Consider the following 16,754-nt stretch of genomic DNA (forward strand, 5'->3'; position numbering starts at 1 on the left):
TGCGAGTAATTTTCGCCAATTCGTCCATCTCGGCGCGGTGAAGTAGAGGCCCGTGCGTTTGTCACCCTCGCCCACCGGGCACCCGAATGGACGAGTGACAAGGAGTTCTGATGGCAATCTGCGATACCTGTGGCAACGAGTACGACAAGGCGTTCACCGTGACGTGGGGCGACGGTAAGAGCGCAACCTTCGACAGCATCGAATGCGCCGCCTCGCGGTTGGCGCCCGAATGTGCACACTGTGGCTGCCGCATCCTGGGCCACGGCATCGAAACACCCGACGCGATCTTCTGCTGCGCACACTGCGCGCGCAAAGACTCCAACGCCGACGTCAACGACCGCTACCCGGTGCCGGCCGGCGGCTGACTCACCGGTAGCCCTTGCGGATATCGTCGACGATGCGCGGATGGTCCAGCGTCGACGGCGCCAACCACTGCGGACCGACATCGCCGCCGAATACCGTTGCCGCGTCGAGCACGTGCTGGTCGAGATACCTCAGCTCTGGAGCGTCGGCGGGAACCGTCGGCGTCGGCGCGCTCGACCCGTTGCGCGCCAACACCATGCCCCAGTCGCCGAACGTCGGCACATGCACGTGGTAGGGCGTGACGGCGTAGCCGGCCGCCCCGATCGTGGAGACCGTGCGCCAGAACGCCGTCGGCGTCGCGAACGGGCTGCCGGCCTGCACCGCCATCAGCCCGTCGGCGGCCATCACGCCGCTGATCAACGCATAGAACTCCACCGAGTACAACCGGCCCAGCGCCGGGGTGTCCGGGTCGGGCAAATCCACGATCACCGCGCCGAAACCGCCCGGCGGTAGGCGGTCGGGCGGGGTCTCGCGCAGCCACCGCATCGCGTCGTCGATGACGACCTCGACCCGGGGATCGTCGAGCGCGCCGTCGTTCGCCTCGCGCAGCGTGGTGCGGGCCATCTCGACCACCGCGGGATCCAACTCCACCTGCACGATCGTGTCGACCCCGGGCTGGCGTAACACTTCCCGGGCTGCCAGGCCGTCACCGCCACCGAGGATCAGCACCGAATCCGCGCCTTCACCGAGCGCGGGATAGACCAGACTCTCGGTGTACCGGTACTCGTCGCGGGTCGAAAACTGAAGCCCGCCATCGAGATACAGTCTTGTGTCATCGCCGCGGCGGGTGACCACAATCTCCTGGTATGGCGAGCGTTCGAGCGCGACGATCGGATCGGCATACAGCCGTTGCCGTGTCGAGGTCTCGATGTCGCCGGCGCGCACCAGCAGCGTCACCAACACCGCCAGTGCGGTCGCCAAAACAGCCAGCGCCGTGGCGAACTCGCGTGCGCTGACAATCCGGCGCAGCAGGAATACCGCCACCACCGCGGCCGCCACCACGTTGATGACGCCGGTGGCCGCGGCGCCGCGAATCATGCCCAGCTGCGGCAACAGGATGAACGGCCAGATCAGCCCACCGATCAGCGCACCCAGATAGTCGGCGGCGTTGAGGTTGGCCAGCACCCGCCCGGTGTCGGCGGCGCCGGAGATGCGGCCTCGTTGCAGCAAGGTCATCAACAGCGGCACCTCGGCGCCCACCAGGCTGCCGATCAACAGGGTGCCGACCACGAGCACCCACAGTGAACCGCCGACGAACGCGAACGCTACATACAGCGCGGCCGCCGACAGCCCGCCGATCACCGCCAACAACGTCTCGACGGCGATGAATGTGATGGCCGCCCGGCCGAGCAGCGGCTTGACCAGCAGCGCCCCGGCCCCGAGCGCGGCGACATAGCCCGCGACGATCAGCGACATCGCGACGATGCCGCCGCCGTGCAGGCTCGCCGACAGCGTCAGCAGGGCCAGTTCGTAGACCAGTCCGCACGCTGCGCACGCCGCCACCGCCGCGAGCAGCAGCGCGCGCCACCGCGTCGTCGACCCGACCTGCGGCGCCGCCTCCGGTGGATGCTCGGTCGCCGTCATGACAGCGCGGCGGCGTTCACCCCTCCCACGGCCAGCAACGTCACGGCGGTGGCGATGGCCGCGGGATGCAGACGCTCATCGGCGATGAGGTCGCGGAAGCGCCCGGGGACCACGATTTCGAGCACGATGAGCGCCAGGCCCTGCAGCGCCACCCCGACCAGCCCGTACACCGCGGCATCCACCAGGCCCTGACCCAATTCGCTGGAGCTGGCGATGATCGCGGTGGCGACCACCAGCGCCAGTGCGGCGTACATGCCGCACGCGACGGCGACGGCGTTGGGTCGCCGCTCGACGAACACCATCTGACGCAGGTTGCCCGGCGTGAGTGCGTCGACCATCACGAAGCCGGCCGCCAGCACGACGACGCCGATCGCGAAGTACAGCACCGCGGCAACGACGTTCTGCACGAGGTTTTCACCGCTGACCGTTCCGAATTCGACGGCGGCGGAATACATGTCGAGGGGCATCTGCTCTCCTTAACTCATTGGTCTTGGTGCGCACATCATTTCGACCCACCCGGGCCGCCAGGACTGCCGCCCGCACCGCCCGCCGGAGACCCGGGAAAGAAACCGGGTCCCAGGAATATGAAACCGCCGTGGCTGTATCGGGCGTTGGTGTCTTCCACGCGGATACTGCAGGGGCGGGCGCCGTCCGGTCCGACGATGACGATGTCGTCGTCGTAGCGCAGGTACTCCGAACCGCGGTCGGTGGCGCGCGCCTCCGGGCTCTTGTAGTCGGCCAGCCGGTCGGCCACCTCGGCGGGTGAGCCGTTGCACTCGTAGCTGGTGGCCTGTGCGCCGTGCGAATACGCCGGGTAGGTCTCGGCCACATGTGTTCGGATGTCGGGCAGCATCGACACGCCGATGATCAAGCACACGATCCCGCCGAGCGCGAGGCCGCCGGACAGCCAGAACAGGCCGGTGCGGCTCATGGCCGCCACCGACTGCTCGTGTGCACGACGGTGCCGCCGCCGTCGGGGTCCGGGTAGAGGTGCCAGGTGCGCCAGCGCCACCCGTGGCAGTCGGGTTCGGCGGCCAACGCCGTCAACGCGGCGTCATCGCCGGGGAACGCGCCGCCCAGCCATCCGGGTTCCTGTGCACACCGGGCACGCAACAGCTGCGCCAGCGCCCGAAAGCTGCTCTCGGCGTGGGCCTCGTGGCGCGATTCGAGCAGGTACCCGGTGGCGACGGCGCGGTGCGGCAACTCGGTGGAGGCCTCGGCAGTACACGAAACCTCTTCCGAGAAAGCATGTTTCGGGTGTTCGACGGCGACCATGTGGGAGGCGCCGAGCACCCCGAGCACGAGTTCGCCGCTGTCGGGGTGGGTCAGCCGGCAGACGGCCAGTGGCGTCGGCGCGGCGGCGTTGAGCGCGAGGCGCAGCCCGGCCCCGGAAACGTCGGCCGGGTTGACGGCCAGGTGGTGCAGGGGCAACGACGTTCCTAAGCGTTGGGTGGTGGAGCCGGGTATACGGTCAATTCGCCTGGAAGCACCGGGGTTCCGACTGAAACCTCCCACGGCATATCCGCTGCCCAACGCTCGAACCCGAGAAACGACGTCTCGTCGGCGTCGGCGTAGTCGACGAATTCCATCTCGCCGCCCGCGGGCAGGCCGGTGGTGCCCTCGGTCGTGAAGGAGGCGCGACCGCGTTCGGTCTGCCGGTAGGAGACCCCGTCGACCTCGAGGGTGCCGTTGGGTTGTTGCGTGACGTCCTTGCGCCGCCGCCACGTCATCAGTTCCAGGCGGCCCTCGTCTTCTTCGACGCTGAACCACAACGGTTCGCTACCGCCTTCGAGTAGGTGCTCCCACCACACGAATGGGCCCTGACGCAGCGTGACCGAACCGCGCACGACGTAGTCCAGCCCGCCGTGGGAGACGATCGCGCCTGGCCCGAGTTGGCGCGGCCCGAATTGCGGCATGGTCGCGGCGAACTTCAGCGGGTCTTGGCGTCCGGTGTCGGTTTCGGACTTCTTCGGCCGGCGCAACGCCACGACCAGCACGACGATTGCCGCGACGAGCAAGATGATGGCGACCAGGATTAGCAGCGTGTCCACGCAGAGCCCTTCCGTACGGTTTGCGGCGGTGCGTCAAGCGGATATCAGCTCACGGTACAGGCTGGGTTGGGTCGCCGGTCAGCGCAGAATCGTCGCGACAATCCCGGCCAGGTAGCCCAGCCGCGCGATCTCCGAGGGCCGGAACTGCGGTCCGCCCGGTCGCCCGACCACGAGCGCCGTGTGCGGGTCACCGAGGGGCGCGGCGGCCAGCGTCGTATTCATCTCGCGCCACAGGTCGGGCACCCAGTCGGCCGTCGCGTCCAGCGCTTCGGGACGCTCCAGCGGTAGCCAGGGCGTTTCGGCCGTTCTCGTCTCGGGTGCGCCCCCGCTGCCGACGACGCGGTGCGGCCCGGATTCGGCCAGCCGGACCACCGAGGCCCACCCGACCCGTAGCACCCGGGGCGCCTCGTCGACGAGCACCTGCAGCTTGTTCTTATTGGAGGCCGCCGCCACGTGGTCGATGAGCTCGAGTTCGCGATGGGCCTCCAGCAGCCCGGTGTGCGGACGGACGGAATCGACGCGGACGCCGTCGATCTTCTCGGCGGCGGTGATCAGCATGTCGGGCATCGCACCGGGCGGCAGCTCGACGACGAGGTCGTCGATCGCAATTCCCGAACCCCGTTCGACTACGTCGAGGGACAGGATGTCGGCGCCCACCGAACCGAGCGCCACGGCCAGTCCGCCGAGGCTGCCCGGCCGGTCCTCGAGCTGGACGCGCAGCAGATACGAAGGCACGCGCACACTGTTACACAGCCTCTGGTGATCGGCAGCGTGGGCGCTCAGCCGGCGGTGGTTAGGGTTGACGGCGTGTCACAGATCTCTCGAGACGAGGTTGCCCACCTCGCGCGCCTGGCCCGGCTCGCCCTGACCGATGACGAGCTGGACAGCTTCGCCGGCCAGTTGGACGCCATCCTCGGTCACGTCAGCCAGATCCAGGCCGTCGACGTCGCCGGCGTCGAGGCCACCGATAACCCGCTGAAGGACGTCAACGTGTTTCGGCCCGACGAGGTTGCGCCGTCGCTGACCCAGGCGGAAGCCCTGGCCGCGGCGCCGACGGCCGTCGAGGGTCGGTTCGGCGTTCCGCGCATCCTCGGGGAGGCCGAATGAACGAGCTCCTACGGTCGGACGCGGCGACGCTGGCCCACAAGATCGCGACAAAGGAGGTGTCCTCGGCGGAGGTCACCCGGGCCTGCCTCGATCAGATCGCTGCCACCGACGAGCGCTATCACGCGTTCCTACACGTCGCCGAGAACCGCGCGCTGGCCGCGGCCGCGAGGGTCGACGCCGCGGTGGCGGCCGGGGAGGCGCTGCCCTCGCCGCTGGCCGGTGTCCCGGTGGCGCTCAAGGACGTCTTCACCACGACCGACATGCCCACCACCTGCGGGTCCAAGATCCTCGACGGCTGGCGCTCGCCCTACGACGCGACCGTGACCGTGCGGCTGCGGGCGGCGGGCATCCCGATCCTGGGCAAGACCAACACGGACGAGTTCGCGATGGGCAGCTCCACCGAGAACTCCGCCTATGGCCCGACCCGCAACCCGTGGGACGTCGAGCGGGTGCCTGGCGGATCCGGCGGCGGCAGCGCCGCAGCGTTGGCGGCGTTTCAGGCGCCGCTGGCCATCGGCACCGACACCGGCGGGTCGATCCGGCAACCCGCGGCGCTCACCGCGACCGTCGGGGTGAAGCCCACGTACGGGACGGTGTCGCGGTACGGGCTGGTGGCGTGCGCGTCGTCGCTGGATCAGGGCGGGCCGTGCGCGCGCACCGTGCTCGACACCGCGCTGCTGCACCAGCTGATCGCCGGGCACGACCGCCGCGACTCCACGTCCCTCGACGTCGACATTCCCGACGTGGTGGGCGCGGCGCGCGCGGGCGCTTCCGGTGACCTCAAGGGCGTGCGGATCGGCGTGGTGCGCCAGCTGCGCGGTGACGGCTATCAGCCCGGGGTACTGGAGTCGTTTCACGCCGCGGTGGACCAGCTCACCGCGCTGGGCGCCGAGGTGACCGAGGTGGATTGCCCGCATTTCGACTACTCGCTGTCGTCCTACTACCTGATCCTGCCCTCGGAGGTGTCCTCGAACCTCGCGCGGTTCGACGGTATGCGATACGGCGTGCGGGTCGGCGACGATGGCACCCACAGTGCCGAAGAGGTGATGGCGTTGACGCGCGCTGCGGGCTTCGGTCCAGAAGTCAAGCGTCGCATCATGATTGGTACCTACGCGCTGTCGGCGGGTTACTACGACGCGTACTACAACCAGGCCCAGAAGGTCCGCACGCTGATCGCGCGCGACCTCGACGAGGCCTACCAGCGCGTCGACGTCTTGATCTCGCCGACCACCCCGACCACCGCATTCGGGCTGGGGGAGAAGGTCGACGACCCGCTGGCGATGTATCTGTTCGACCTGTGCACGCTGCCGCTGAACCTGGCGGGCCACTGCGGTATGTCGGTGCCGTCCGGTCTGTCCTCCGACGACAACCTGCCGGTGGGCCTGCAGATCATGGCGCCCGCGTTGGCCGATGACCGGCTGTATCGGGTCGGTGCCGCCTACGAAGCCGCGCGGGGTCCGCTGCCGACGGCCATCTAGCCGCCGAGCGCACGCAAGTTGTACGCAAACGTCGAGTAGGGGCGCAAACAACCGTGCGCTCGGGGAGGATGGGGGCATGCGTATCGGAGTTCTGACCGGTGGCGGCGACTGTCCTGGCTTGAACGCGGTGATCCGGGCGGTCGTTCGCACCTGCGACGTGCGATACGGGTCCTCGGTCGTCGGATTCCAGGACGGCTGGCGCGGCCTGCTGGAGAACCGACGCATCCAACTCGCCAACGACGACCGCAACGACCGGCTGCTGGCCAAGGGCGGCACAATGCTCGGCACTGCCCGGGTGCATCCGGAGAAGTTGCGCGCCGGGCTGGAACAGATCAAGCAGACGCTCGACGACAACGGCATCGATGTGCTCATCCCGATCGGCGGCGAAGGAACGCTGACCGCCGCGCACTGGCTGTCCGAGGAGAACGTCCCGGTGGTCGGGGTACCCAAGACCATCGACAACGACATCGATTGCACGGACGTGACATTCGGCCACGACACCGCACTCGGCGTGGCCAGCGAGGCCATCGACCGGCTGCACAGCACCGCCGAATCCCATCAGCGGGTGATGCTCGTCGAGGTGATGGGCAGGCACGCCGGCTGGATCGCCTTGAACGCCGGGTTGGCGTCCGGTGCGCATATGACGCTGATCCCCGAGCAGCCTTTCGACGTCGAAGAAGTGTGCCGCTTGATCAAGGCACGCTTCGTGCGTGGTGATTCACACTTCATCTGTGTGGTGGCCGAGGGCGCCAAACCCGCCCAGGGCACGATGCAGTTGCGTGAAGGCGGCCTTGACGAGTTCGGTCACGAACGGTTCACCGGGGTGGCGCAGCAACTCGGTATCGAGGTCGAAAAGCGCATCAGCAAAGAGGTTCGGGTCACGGTGCTCGGGCATGTGCAGCGCGGCGGTACGCCAACGCCCTACGACCGCGTGCTGGCCACCCGGTTCGGCGTCAACGCCGCCGACGCCGCACACGCGGGGGAGTACGGGATGATGGTGTCGTTGCGGGGCCAGGAGATCGGCCGGGTCCCGTTGGCTGACGCCACCCGGCAGTTGAAGTTGGTGCCGCAGAGCCGATACGACGACGCCGCGGAGTTCTTCGGCTGAACGATCACGCGCCCGTGACCGCTTCGCGGCGGATCATCTGCCACATCGTGGGCACCTGCTCGGTTGTCGAGACGACGACGGTCTTTCCGACGGTTGCCATGTCGCCGGCCAGCCGCGTCATGTAGTCGGCGAGGTCGACGCGCGCAGTGAACATGCCGACCGGATCAACGTCTCCGGCAATGTAATTGGTGGTCCTGGACAGGTCGAAAAGCCCTGACGGCCGCACCACCGTCCAATCGAGCCCGCTGCCGGTCACGATGTCCTCCATGCGACGCTGATCGTCGTAGGTGCTCTTGCCGATGGTGCGCGTGATAAGCGGTTCGACGACCCGCAGCGCGAACGGAGGATCAACGCGGCCCGGGTAGTGGTGAGCGCCGGTCGAACTCACCACGACCAGCCGCCGCACCTTGTTGGCGTGCATGGCCGCGACGATGTTCTGGACGCCAACGGAGTACGTGTCGATGGGCCGCAGACTGAACGGCACACCGAGGCTCGACAACACGGCGTCGGCTCCGGTGACGACCCCGGCCACCGCCGCGGCGTCTCGTGCGTCGGCGCCCGCCACGGTCAGCCGGTCGTCGCTGAACGGAAAGTCGCGCGGTCGCCGCGTCACCGCGACGGCCGAGTGGCCCGCCTCGAGCACCCGTTGGGTCACCAGTCGGCCGGTCGGACCGTTGGCGCCGAAGATCGCGATATGCATAGGCCTCCCTAGTAGTCATAGAGCGTGATTATCACTGTATGTGACTATCACTGCGAGTGCTAGTGTCTGCGCATGGTCGAGCGCTCGCGGGGCATCACCGCGCTGCATGAACGCATCCCGTTCCTGTTGTCTCAACTCGGCGTGTACCTCGCCGAGGACTTCGTTCGTCGGCTGGAACCGTTCGGTGTCGAGCCTCGGACCTACGCGGTGCTCAAGGCCCTCTCGGCCGACGACGGCCAGTCGCAACGCCAGCTGTCCACACAGCTGGGCATCCACCGCAACGTGATGGTGACGGTGGTCGACAAACTCGAGGCACAGGGGCTGGTCAAACGGATGCCGCATCCTGGCGATCGCCGGGCGTTCGCCGTGACCCTGACCGACACGGCCCGCAAACTGCTACCGGAGCTCGACGCCGAAGGCCGCGCGCAGGAGGACGAGATCACCGAGACGTTGACGGCCGCCGAGCGCAAAAACGTGCTGCGGCAGCTACAGCGGATGTCCGCCGCGGCGGGCCTGATTCCCGGTGTGCACCCGAAACTGGGCTGATCGGACCCCCACTAGACTCGCTGGCATGACTGTCGCCGCTTCCGAACTGCTCGCCTACGACGACGTGATTGCGCGCTACGAGCCGGTGCTGGGCCTCGAGGTGCACGTCGAGCTGTCGACGGCGACGAAGATGTTCTGCGGCTGCGTTAACAAGTTCGGGGCCGACCCCAACACCCAGGTGTGCGCGGTGTGCCTGGGGCTACCCGGTTCGCTGCCCGTGCTCAACGAGAAGGCGGTCGAATCGGCGATCCGCATCGGGCTGGGCCTCAACTGCGAGATCGTGCCGTGGTGCCGGTTCGCCAGAAAGAACTACTTCTACCCGGACATGCCGAAGAACTACCAGATCAGCCAGTACGACGAGCCGATCGCGATCAACGGCTATCTCGACGTCCCGCTCGACGACGGCAGCACCTGGCGGGTGGAGATCGAGCGGGCGCACATGGAAGAAGACACCGGCAAGTTGACCCACCTCGGCAGCGAGACCGGCCGCATCGAGGGTGCGACGACATCGCTGATCGACTACAACCGCTCCGGTGTGCCGCTGATCGAGATCGTCACCAAACCCATCGAGGGCGCCGGTGAGCGCGCACCGGAAATTGCGCGTGCCTACGTCACCGCGTTGCGGGATCTGCTGCGTGGACTGGATGTTTCGGACGTGCGGATGGACCAAGGCTCCATGCGGTGCGACTCCAACGTCTCGCTCAAACCCATCGGACAGGCAGAGTTCGGCACCCGCACCGAGACCAAGAACGTCAACTCTCTCAAGAGCGTCGAGGTCGCCGTCCGCTACGAGATGCGCCGTCAGGCAGCGGTTCTCGAGTCCGGTGGTCGAATCACTCAGGAGACCAGACACTTTCACGAGGACGGGTACACCTCACCGGGGCGTAGCAAGGAGACAGCCGAGGATTACCGGTATTTTCCGGAGCCCGACCTCGAGCCGGTGGCGCCCGATGCGGAGTGGATCGAGCGGCTGCGCAAGACCATCCCCGAACTGCCGTGGGTGCTGCGCAAGCGGATTCAGGACGAATGGGGCATCTCCGATGAGGTGATGCGCGACCTCGTCAACATCGGTGCGCTCGACCTGATCGCCGCCACCGTCGAACAAGGGGCCTCCAGCGACGCGGCCCGGGCCTGGTGGGGAAATTTCCTGGTGCAGAAGGCCAATGAAGATGGGGTAGCGGTGTCCGACTTGCCGATCACGCCCGAGCAGGTGGCCGCGGTGGTCAAGCTCGTCGACGACGGCAAGCTGTCGAACAAGCTCGCCCGCGCGGTCGTCGAGGGGGTGCTTGCCGGCGAGGGCGAACCCGAACAGGTGATGGCCGACCGCGGCATCGAGGTCGTGCGCGACGACTCGGCGCTGCAGGCCGCCGTCGACGAGGCGTTGGCCGCCAATCCCGACGTCGTCGAGAAGATCCGCGGAGGCAAGGTGCAGGCCGCGGGCGCCATCGTCGGCGCCGTCATGAAGGCCACCAAGGGTCAGGCCGACGCGGCGCGGGTCCGCGAACTGGTGCTCGCCGCCTGCAGCTGACCCGTCGCGGGCAACCGCAGATTGTCACGTCGTGACGGCGTGTCGCGGGCAGACACACGGTCGCTCGCGGTGAAACGGGCTAGGTCTGGTCCTCGTTGCGGCGCGGGAACCCACCGCCCTGCGGGAACAGCGGGAAGACGACGTCGTCGAGCTTCTCCGCATCGCCTGCGGTCTTGTTGACCGTCGCGCCCCAGACGTTGCCGTCCGGTGAGAGCGCCAACGCCCACGCGTGGCCGTGCTGGTCCTGGCGCACCACCTCAGGGTCGCCGGTGACCGCGCCGGTGTCCGGGGCCAGCCGCACCGCGACCGTCTGCTTGGTGTCGACCAGGTTCACCAGCACGGTGCCGTCGAGCGCCGCGCAACCCGCCACCCCCGGACGGTCCGGCCAGGTCCACACCGTCGAGGTCGTCGAGTCCTTGGTGATGCGCTGCAGCCGGTCAGCGGTCGGGGTGCGGTCGGTGATGTAGAGCGAGCCGTCCGAATGGTCGATGCACATGCCGCCCGCCGACCCCAGCCCTGAGAGCGCGGTTGTCGTCGGCGCCTGGTTGACGGTCGTGGGCTGCTCGATACGCAGCACCTTGCCGGCCAGCGAAGCCGGGTTGGCGGCATCGGCCGGGTTGCCCGCGTCACCGGTCTGGACCAACAGCGTCGTCGGGCTGGTGAAGATCAACGAACCTGTGTTGCCGACCGCGCCCTTGGGAATGCCGGTCAGGATCGGCTTGGGAACGTCGCCGTCGGCGATGCGGATCACCCGGTTGTCGGTGGGGGTGCTGACGTAGGCGTACATCAGCCGGTCCTGCGAATACGTCGGTGACAACGCGATGTCCATCAACCCGCCGTCACCGGACCCGTCGACCGGCAGCGTGACCTTCACCTTCGGCTCGGCCCGCACCGACACCTCCTTGACGGCGCCGGTGACCCGCTCGGCGACCAGCGCCGACTGGCTGTCGGGAAGCATGATCAACCCGCTGGTGCTCTCCAGACAGCCCTGCATGACACCGGGTGCCGGGCACTCCTTCGGAAACGGTTTGGGCGGCAGCGGCGGCGGAGGTGTCGGCGTGGTCGTCGGCCCCGGCGCCAGTTGCGGCTCGGTGGTGAACGGCTGGGACTGCGCGTCGTCGAACCGGGCACATCCGGACCCGACCAGCAACGCCGCGCATACGACGGCGAACACGGTCCGCATCGGCCGGCGCAGTTTCATGCGAGCCAGGTTACGGATCGTTCGGCGATACGCGCCACGCAGACCGTCGCGGTGGCTGCGTCAACCGGGCGAATAAGCGCGAAAGCGCCGTGCCAATCCTCGGTTCCGGGGTGCCAAGCACTTACTCTGGCAACGTGACCAGTCAACCCCAAGACCCACGCGCCTGGCAGCGGCCCGACGACGCGGCCCACCGGCCCGTGTCGGCAAGCCTGGTCGACCCCGAGGACGATCTGCCGTCCGCCAACTACGCGGGGGATTTCGAAACCACGACGATCCCGCACTACGACTCGAGCGGCTCGGCGCCGGCGGCACCGGGGTTTGGGCTGCTCAACGATCCCGAACCGTTGCCGTACGTGCAACCGGGGCAGGCCCCGGGCACCTATGGCGCCGAACCTGCCGCGATCCAACCCGATCCGTACGCCGGCGGAAGTGACCGCCGCGGCACCCAGGACCTGGGCCTGCTGCTGCTGCGGGTGGCGGTGGGCGTGCTGTTCATCACGCACGGACTGCAGAAGGCATTCGGCTTGTGGGGCGGCCCCGGCCTGGACGGATGGAAAGCCGACCTGGCCGCGATGGGCTTCCAGTACCCCGACGTCTTGACCTACGTGGCGACCGGCGGTCAGATCGCCGCCGGTGTGCTGCTGATCATCGGCCTGTTCACCCCGGTCGCGGCGGCCGGTGCGCTCGCCTACCTCGTGACCGGGGTGTTGGCCGAAGCGATGATCGCCCACGAGGAAGCCAGGCTCGCGTCGTTCCTCACCGACGGCCACGAATACCAGGTGTTCCTGGCGGTTGCCGTCGTGGCGATCATCCTCGTCGGACCCGGCCGGTACGGGCTCGACGCCACCCGCGGTTGGTCGCGGCGGCCCTTCATCGGGTCGTTCGTCGCATTGCTGCTCGGCGTCGGAGCCGGCGTGGCGATCTGGGTGCTGCTCAACGGCGGCAACCCGCTCGGATAGCCCCTACGCGTACGGGTTGGGGACGCGACCTCCGCTGGCCTCGGTCAACAACGGCAGCGTCGAGAACGTCACCGCGGGCAGCCGTACCCGCCGGCCGTCCTTGAGGTGGGCGTAAGCCGACGTGCCCTTGTCGAACTGCAGGCCGGCGATGTCTTCCCAGTTCATGGTCTGGCTATCGAGAAACGTGTGCGCGGTCACCGTGGTGGCGTCAGCCACCGTGCGACACCGGATGATGTATGCCGACAGCAACACCGGGATAACCATCAGCGCCACTGTCCAGCTGGGACCGGCCAGCACGATCGCCAGCAGGCCCAACGTCACGAACCCGACCGCGATATGTGCCGTCGGCGAAATTCGGATGACGACGGGCTTCTGCTCGGCAGGGGAGCTCACCCGGCCATCTTCGCACTTGGTGCGCGGGCACCGCCAACGCCACCGAGGTGCCGGTGATTTGACCTTTGACCAGTGCAGAGGCTACCGTCGACGGTTATGCAGGCCCCGGGATTGCTCGTAGTAATTGGGAAGCGCGTTGATGCCGCGCTAGCCCCAAGCCGGGCATAGCCACCAGCATCGACGCGCGACCCTCGTACAGCAGCCCAGCTGGCGGGGGTTTTTTCTTGCCCCATTTCCGATTTGAGACCCTAGATACGGATCCGCACAGGATTTAGGAGAGACAGACACCGTGAGCGCACCCACCACGCGGCCACTAGAGCAGTCGACGAGCACGCCCAACGGCGGTGCCGCTGCTTCCGCCGGCTCAAGACCAGCAGCCCAGGCCGGCGCCGCCGAACGCATTGAGCCACAACAACTCACCGGAGCGCAGGCCGTGATCCGGGCGCTGGAGATGCTCGAGGTCGACGTCGTGTTCGGTATTCCCGGCGGCGCGGTGTTGCCGGTCTACGACCCGCTTTTCGACTCGCAGAAGCTGCGTCACGTGCTGGTGCGCCACGAGCAGGGCGCAGGCCACGCCGCCAGTGGCTACGCGCACGCCACCGGAAAGGTCGGGGTGTGCATGGCGACCTCGGGTCCCGGGGCGACGAACCTGGTCACCCCGCTGGCCGACGCGCACATGGACTCCATTCCCGTGGTGGCGATCACCGGTCAGGTCGGGCGCGCCCTGATCGGCACCGACGCGTTCCAGGAAGCCGATATCTCCGGCATCACGATGCCGATCACCAAACACAACTTCCTGGTCCGCAGCGGCGACGACATCCCACGGGTGATCGCCGAGGCGTTCCACATCGCAGCGTCGGGCCGCCCCGGCCCGGTGCTGGTCGACATCCCGAAGGATGTGCTGCAGGGTCAGTGCACGTTCACCTGGCCGCCGCAGTTTGACCTGCCCGGCTACAAGCCCAACACCAAGCCGCACAGCCGCCAGGTGCGCGAGGCCGCCAAGCTGATCACCGCCGCCCGCAAGCCGGTGCTCTACGTCGGCGGCGGCGTGATCCGCGGCGAGGCCAGCGAGGAGCTGCGTCAGCTCGCCGAGCTGACCGGCATCCCCGTCGTCACCACGCTGATGGCCCGCGGGGCGTTCCCCGACAGCCATCCGCAGAACATGGGCATGCCCGGCATGCACGGCTCGGTGTCGGCAGTGGCCGCTCTTCAGCGCAGCGACCTGCTGATCGCGCTGGGCACCCGCTTCGACGACAGGGTGACGGGCAAGCTGGATTCGTTTGCGCCGGAAGCGAAGGTCATTCACGCCGACATCGACCCGGCCGAGATCGGCAAGAACCGCTTCGCCGACGTGCCGATCGTCGGCGACGTCAAGCACGTGATCACCGATCTTATCGAGGTCTTGCGTCGCGACGGCGCCGTGGACAACATCGCGATCGACAACTGGATGGAGTACCTGCGCGGCGTACAGGACACGTACCCGCTGAGCTACGGCCCGCAAAGCGACGGCAGCCTGTCGCCCGAGTACGTGATCGAAACGCTGGGCAAGATGGCCGGCCCCGACGCAGTGTATGTGGCAGGCGTTGGGCAGCATCAGATGTGGGCGGCGCAGTTCGTCTCCTACGAGAAGCCCAAGACCTGGTTGAACTCCGGTGGTCTTGGCACCATGGGCTTCGCGGTCCCGGCCGCGATGGGCGCCAAGTTTGGCCGGCCAGAGACCGAGGTGTGGGCGATCGACGGCGACGGCTGCTTCCAGATGACCAACCAGGAGTTGGCCACCTGCGCCGTCGAGGGGGCGCCGATCAAGGTCGCGGTCATCAACAACGGCAACCTCGGGATGGTCCGGCAGTGGCAGACGCTGTTCTACGAAGAGCGGTACAGCCAAACGGATCTGTCCACCCACTCCCGGCGTATCCCGGATTTTGTCAAGCTTGCCGAGGCACTCGGTTGTGTCGGATTGCGTTGTGAGCGAGCCGAAGACGTCGAAGACGTCATCAAGCAGGCCCGCGAGATCAACGACCGCCCGGTGGTGATCGACTTCATCGTGGGCGCCGACGCCCAGGTGTGGCCGATGGTGGCCGCGGGCACCAGCAACGACGAGATCCAGGCCGCGCGCGGCATCCGGCCACTGTTCGACGACCCGGAAGAAGGGCACGCCTGATGGCGCCCAAGACGCACACGCTGTCGGTGCTCGTCGAAGACAAACCGGGTGTGCTGGCCAGGGTGGCGTCGCTGTTCTCCCGGCGTGGCTTCAACATTCAGTCGTTGGCGGTCGGGGCTACCGAGCACAAGGACATGTCGCGGATGACCATCGTGGTCAGCGTCGAGGAAGCACCGCTCGAACAGATCACCAAACAACTCAACAAGCTGGTGAACGTGATCAAGATCGTCGAGCAGGACGAGGAGAACTCCGTTGCACGCGAATTGGCGCTGATCAAGGTCCGCGTCGACGCGGCCACCCGCGGGCAGGTCATCGAGGCCGTTAACCTGTTCCGCGCCAAGGTCGTCGACGTGTCCACCGAATCCCTGACCGTCGAGGCCACCGGCACCCAGGACAAACTGGATGCGCTGTTGCGCGTGTTGGAGCCCTACGGGATCCGAGAGCTCGTGCAGTCCGGGATTGTGTCGCTGTCGCGTGGACCGCGCGGCATTGGCACCGTGAAATAGGCACCCAGAAGTTAGCCGAAAACCGAAGATAGGAAAGAAGATTAACGTGGCACAAGATGGCATTGAGATGTTCTATGACGACGACGCCGATCTTTCGATCATTCAAGGACGCAAGGTCGGTGTGATCGGCTACGGCAGCCAGGGTCATGCGCATTCGCTGAGCCTGCGCGACTCGGGTGTGCAGGTGAAGGTGGGCCTGAAAGAGGGTTCGAAATCGCGTGACAAGGTCGCCGAGCAGGGGCTGGAGGCGGACACGCCTGCCGAGGTGGCCAAGTGGGCCGACGTCATCATGCTGCTGGCGCCCGACACCGCCCAGGCCGACATCTTCTCCAGCGACATCGAGCCGAACCTGCAGGACGGCAACGCGTTGTTCTTCGGTCACGGTCTCAACATCCACTTCGATCTGATCAAACCGCCGGCCAACGTCACCGTCGGCATGGTGGCCCCGAAGGGACCGGGCCACCTGGTGCGCCGCCAGTTCGTCGACGGCAAGGGTGTGCCCTGCCTCGTCGCGGTCGAACAGGACCCGAAGGGTGAGGGCCAGGCGCTGGTGCTCTCGTACGCCAAGGGCATCGGAGGCACCCGCGCCGGGGTCATCAAGACCACCTTCAAAGACGAGACCGAGACCGACCTGTTCGGTGAGCAGGCCGTGTTGTGCGGTGGCACAGAGGAACTCGTCAAGACCGGCTTCGACGTGATGGTGGAGGCGGGCTACGCCCCCGAGCTGGCGTACTTCGAGGTGCTGCACGAACTCAAGCTCATCGTCGACCTGATGTACGAGGGCGGCATCGCGCGGATGAACTACTCGGTGTCCGACACCGCCGAGTTCGGCGGCTACCTGTCCGGGCCGCGGGTGATCGACGCCGACACGAAGAACCGGATGAAGCAGATCCTGGCCGAGATCCAGGACGGCAGCTTCGTCAAGAAGTTGGTGGCCAACGTCGAGGGCGGCAACAAGGAGCTCGAGCGGCTGCGTAAGGAAAACGCCGAGCATCCGATCGAGGTCACCGGCAAGAAGCTGCGCGACTTGATGAGCTGGGTGGACCGCCCGCTGACCGACACGGCCTAA

Annotated in this window: 19 protein-coding genes; 10 read left to right on the forward strand and 9 right to left on the reverse strand. The window is 67.4% G+C overall.

Annotated elements, in window-relative coordinates; translation table 11 throughout:
- Positions 1 to 110 precede the first annotated feature (110 nt).
- On the forward strand, positions 111 to 365 hold the full coding sequence (locus tag ABQF13_RS00685; RefSeq protein ID WP_448390731.1) for a metallothionein: 255 nt from the start codon (positions 111 to 113) through the stop codon (positions 363 to 365).
- A gap of 1 nt (position 366) precedes the next feature.
- Here ABQF13_RS00685 and ABQF13_RS00690 read toward each other — a convergent pair whose 3' ends face one another.
- The 6 genes from ABQF13_RS00690 to ABQF13_RS00715 all read right to left on the reverse strand — a co-directional run bounded on the left by ABQF13_RS00690 (position 367) and on the right by ABQF13_RS00715 (position 4,733).
- Positions 367 to 1,947: a polyamine aminopropyltransferase gene (locus ABQF13_RS00690; protein ID WP_448390732.1), complete on the reverse strand. Its 1,581-nt coding sequence runs from the start codon at positions 1,945 to 1,947 to the stop codon at positions 367 to 369.
- Entirely contained in the window at positions 1,944 to 2,402 is a 459-nt protein-coding gene (locus ABQF13_RS00695) for a DUF350 domain-containing protein (RefSeq protein ID WP_448391359.1), read from the reverse strand. Before ABQF13_RS00695 ends, ABQF13_RS00690 begins: the two co-directional genes overlap by 4 nt.
- A 47-nt stretch (positions 2,403 to 2,449) precedes the next feature.
- Positions 2,450 to 2,878 (reverse strand): DUF4247 domain-containing protein, encoded by a 429-nt coding sequence (locus ABQF13_RS00700; RefSeq protein ID WP_448390733.1) that lies wholly within the window; start codon positions 2,876 to 2,878, stop codon positions 2,450 to 2,452.
- Positions 2,875 to 3,378, reverse strand: a complete 504-nt coding sequence (locus ABQF13_RS00705) for a DUF2617 family protein (RefSeq protein ID WP_448390734.1) — start codon at positions 3,376 to 3,378, stop codon at positions 2,875 to 2,877. Before ABQF13_RS00705 ends, ABQF13_RS00700 begins: the two co-directional genes overlap by 4 nt.
- 8 nt (positions 3,379 to 3,386) lie before the next feature.
- Entirely contained in the window at positions 3,387 to 3,998 is a 612-nt protein-coding gene (locus tag ABQF13_RS00710) for a DUF4178 domain-containing protein (RefSeq protein WP_448390735.1), read from the reverse strand.
- Between the two features lie 78 nt (positions 3,999 to 4,076).
- Positions 4,077 to 4,733: an ACT domain-containing protein gene (locus ABQF13_RS00715; RefSeq protein WP_448390736.1), complete on the reverse strand. Its 657-nt coding sequence runs from the start codon at positions 4,731 to 4,733 to the stop codon at positions 4,077 to 4,079.
- A 72-nt stretch (positions 4,734 to 4,805) separates the two neighbouring features.
- On the opposite strand from ABQF13_RS00715, the gene gatC reads away from it, so the two are divergent.
- The 3 genes from gatC (at position 4,806) to ABQF13_RS00730 (ending at position 7,691) form a co-directional block, all read left to right on the forward strand.
- Positions 4,806 to 5,105, forward strand: coding sequence for an Asp-tRNA(Asn)/Glu-tRNA(Gln) amidotransferase subunit GatC (gene gatC, locus ABQF13_RS00720; RefSeq protein ID WP_448390737.1), 300 nt, complete (start codon positions 4,806 to 4,808; stop codon positions 5,103 to 5,105).
- Entirely contained in the window at positions 5,102 to 6,583 is a 1,482-nt protein-coding gene (gene gatA / locus ABQF13_RS00725) for an Asp-tRNA(Asn)/Glu-tRNA(Gln) amidotransferase subunit GatA (protein ID WP_448390738.1), read from the forward strand. The genes gatC and gatA overlap by 4 nt, the downstream gene beginning before the upstream one ends.
- 76 nt (positions 6,584 to 6,659) lie before the next feature.
- Positions 6,660 to 7,691, forward strand: coding sequence for an ATP-dependent 6-phosphofructokinase (locus tag ABQF13_RS00730; RefSeq protein ID WP_448390739.1), 1,032 nt, complete (start codon positions 6,660 to 6,662; stop codon positions 7,689 to 7,691).
- 4 nt (positions 7,692 to 7,695) lie between these two features.
- Here ABQF13_RS00730 and ABQF13_RS00735 read toward each other — a convergent pair whose 3' ends face one another.
- Positions 7,696 to 8,391 carry an NAD(P)-dependent oxidoreductase gene (locus ABQF13_RS00735; RefSeq protein WP_448390740.1) on the reverse strand — a complete coding sequence of 232 codons (696 nt, stop codon included), beginning with the start codon at positions 8,389 to 8,391 and terminating at the stop codon, positions 7,696 to 7,698.
- A 72-nt stretch (positions 8,392 to 8,463) separates the two neighbouring features.
- Here ABQF13_RS00735 and ABQF13_RS00740 point away from each other — a divergent pair, with 72 nt between their 5' ends.
- Both ABQF13_RS00740 and gatB read left to right on the forward strand, forming a co-directional pair.
- Positions 8,464 to 8,937 (forward strand): MarR family winged helix-turn-helix transcriptional regulator, encoded by a 474-nt coding sequence (locus tag ABQF13_RS00740; RefSeq protein WP_448390741.1) that lies wholly within the window; start codon positions 8,464 to 8,466, stop codon positions 8,935 to 8,937.
- A gap of 25 nt (positions 8,938 to 8,962) precedes the next feature.
- Positions 8,963 to 10,465 (forward strand): Asp-tRNA(Asn)/Glu-tRNA(Gln) amidotransferase subunit GatB, encoded by a 1,503-nt coding sequence (gatB, locus tag ABQF13_RS00745; protein WP_448390742.1) that lies wholly within the window; start codon positions 8,963 to 8,965, stop codon positions 10,463 to 10,465.
- 79 nt (positions 10,466 to 10,544) lie between these two features.
- On the opposite strand, the gene ABQF13_RS00750 is transcribed toward gatB, so the two are convergent.
- Complete coding sequence (locus tag ABQF13_RS00750; RefSeq protein ID WP_448390743.1) at positions 10,545 to 11,666, reverse strand: PQQ-dependent sugar dehydrogenase; 1,122 nt, start codon at positions 11,664 to 11,666, stop codon at positions 10,545 to 10,547.
- Between the two features lie 134 nt (positions 11,667 to 11,800).
- On the opposite strand from ABQF13_RS00750, the gene ABQF13_RS00755 reads away from it, so the two are divergent.
- On the forward strand, positions 11,801 to 12,625 hold the full coding sequence (locus ABQF13_RS00755; RefSeq protein WP_448390744.1) for a DoxX family protein: 825 nt from the start codon (positions 11,801 to 11,803) through the stop codon (positions 12,623 to 12,625).
- Positions 12,626 to 12,628: 3 nt separating this feature from the next.
- Here the strand turns inward: ABQF13_RS00755 and ABQF13_RS00760 are convergent, their stop codons facing one another.
- Positions 12,629 to 13,018, reverse strand: a complete 390-nt coding sequence (locus ABQF13_RS00760) for a PH domain-containing protein (protein WP_448390745.1) — start codon at positions 13,016 to 13,018, stop codon at positions 12,629 to 12,631.
- A 289-nt stretch (positions 13,019 to 13,307) separates the two neighbouring features.
- On the opposite strand from ABQF13_RS00760, the gene ABQF13_RS00765 reads away from it, so the two are divergent.
- From ABQF13_RS00765 to ilvC, 3 genes are all read left to right on the forward strand, one after another.
- On the forward strand, positions 13,308 to 15,179 hold the full coding sequence (locus ABQF13_RS00765; RefSeq protein ID WP_448390746.1) for an acetolactate synthase large subunit: 1,872 nt from the start codon (positions 13,308 to 13,310) through the stop codon (positions 15,177 to 15,179).
- A complete protein-coding gene (gene ilvN, locus ABQF13_RS00770; protein WP_448390748.1) occupies positions 15,179 to 15,685 on the forward strand; it encodes an acetolactate synthase small subunit in 507 nt (168 codons plus the stop codon). The genes ABQF13_RS00765 and ilvN overlap by 1 nt, the downstream gene beginning before the upstream one ends.
- A 67-nt stretch (positions 15,686 to 15,752) precedes the next feature.
- On the forward strand, positions 15,753 to 16,754 hold the full coding sequence (gene ilvC / locus ABQF13_RS00775; protein WP_448391360.1) for a ketol-acid reductoisomerase: 1,002 nt from the start codon (positions 15,753 to 15,755) through the stop codon (positions 16,752 to 16,754).

Source organism: Mycolicibacterium sp. XJ879 (assembly GCF_053483935.1).

Excerpts from the sequence above, each read along its gene's own strand:
- ABQF13_RS00690 (WP_448390732.1), bottom strand. The coding sequence starts at position 1,947 with ATGACGGCGACCGAGCATCCACCGGAGGCGGCGCCGCAGGTCGGGTCG.
- gatA (WP_448390738.1), top strand. The coding sequence starts at position 5,102 with ATGAACGAGCTCCTACGGTCGGACGCGGCGACGCTGGCCCACAAGATC.
- ABQF13_RS00685 (WP_448390731.1), top strand. The coding sequence starts at position 111 with ATGGCAATCTGCGATACCTGTGGCAACGAGTACGACAAGGCGTTCACC.
- ilvN (WP_448390748.1), top strand. The coding sequence starts at position 15,179 with ATGGCGCCCAAGACGCACACGCTGTCGGTGCTCGTCGAAGACAAACCG.
- ABQF13_RS00735 (WP_448390740.1), bottom strand. The coding sequence starts at position 8,391 with ATGCATATCGCGATCTTCGGCGCCAACGGTCCGACCGGCCGACTGGTG.
- ABQF13_RS00700 (WP_448390733.1), bottom strand. The coding sequence starts at position 2,878 with ATGAGCCGCACCGGCCTGTTCTGGCTGTCCGGCGGCCTCGCGCTCGGC.
- gatB (WP_448390742.1), top strand. The coding sequence starts at position 8,963 with ATGACTGTCGCCGCTTCCGAACTGCTCGCCTACGACGACGTGATTGCG.
- ilvC (WP_448391360.1), top strand. The coding sequence starts at position 15,753 with ATGTTCTATGACGACGACGCCGATCTTTCGATCATTCAAGGACGCAAG.
- ABQF13_RS00740 (WP_448390741.1), top strand. The coding sequence starts at position 8,464 with ATGGTCGAGCGCTCGCGGGGCATCACCGCGCTGCATGAACGCATCCCG.
- ABQF13_RS00730 (WP_448390739.1), top strand. The coding sequence starts at position 6,660 with ATGCGTATCGGAGTTCTGACCGGTGGCGGCGACTGTCCTGGCTTGAAC.
- ABQF13_RS00750 (WP_448390743.1), bottom strand. The coding sequence starts at position 11,666 with ATGAAACTGCGCCGGCCGATGCGGACCGTGTTCGCCGTCGTATGCGCG.
- ABQF13_RS00695 (WP_448391359.1), bottom strand. The coding sequence starts at position 2,402 with ATGTATTCCGCCGCCGTCGAATTCGGAACGGTCAGCGGTGAAAACCTC.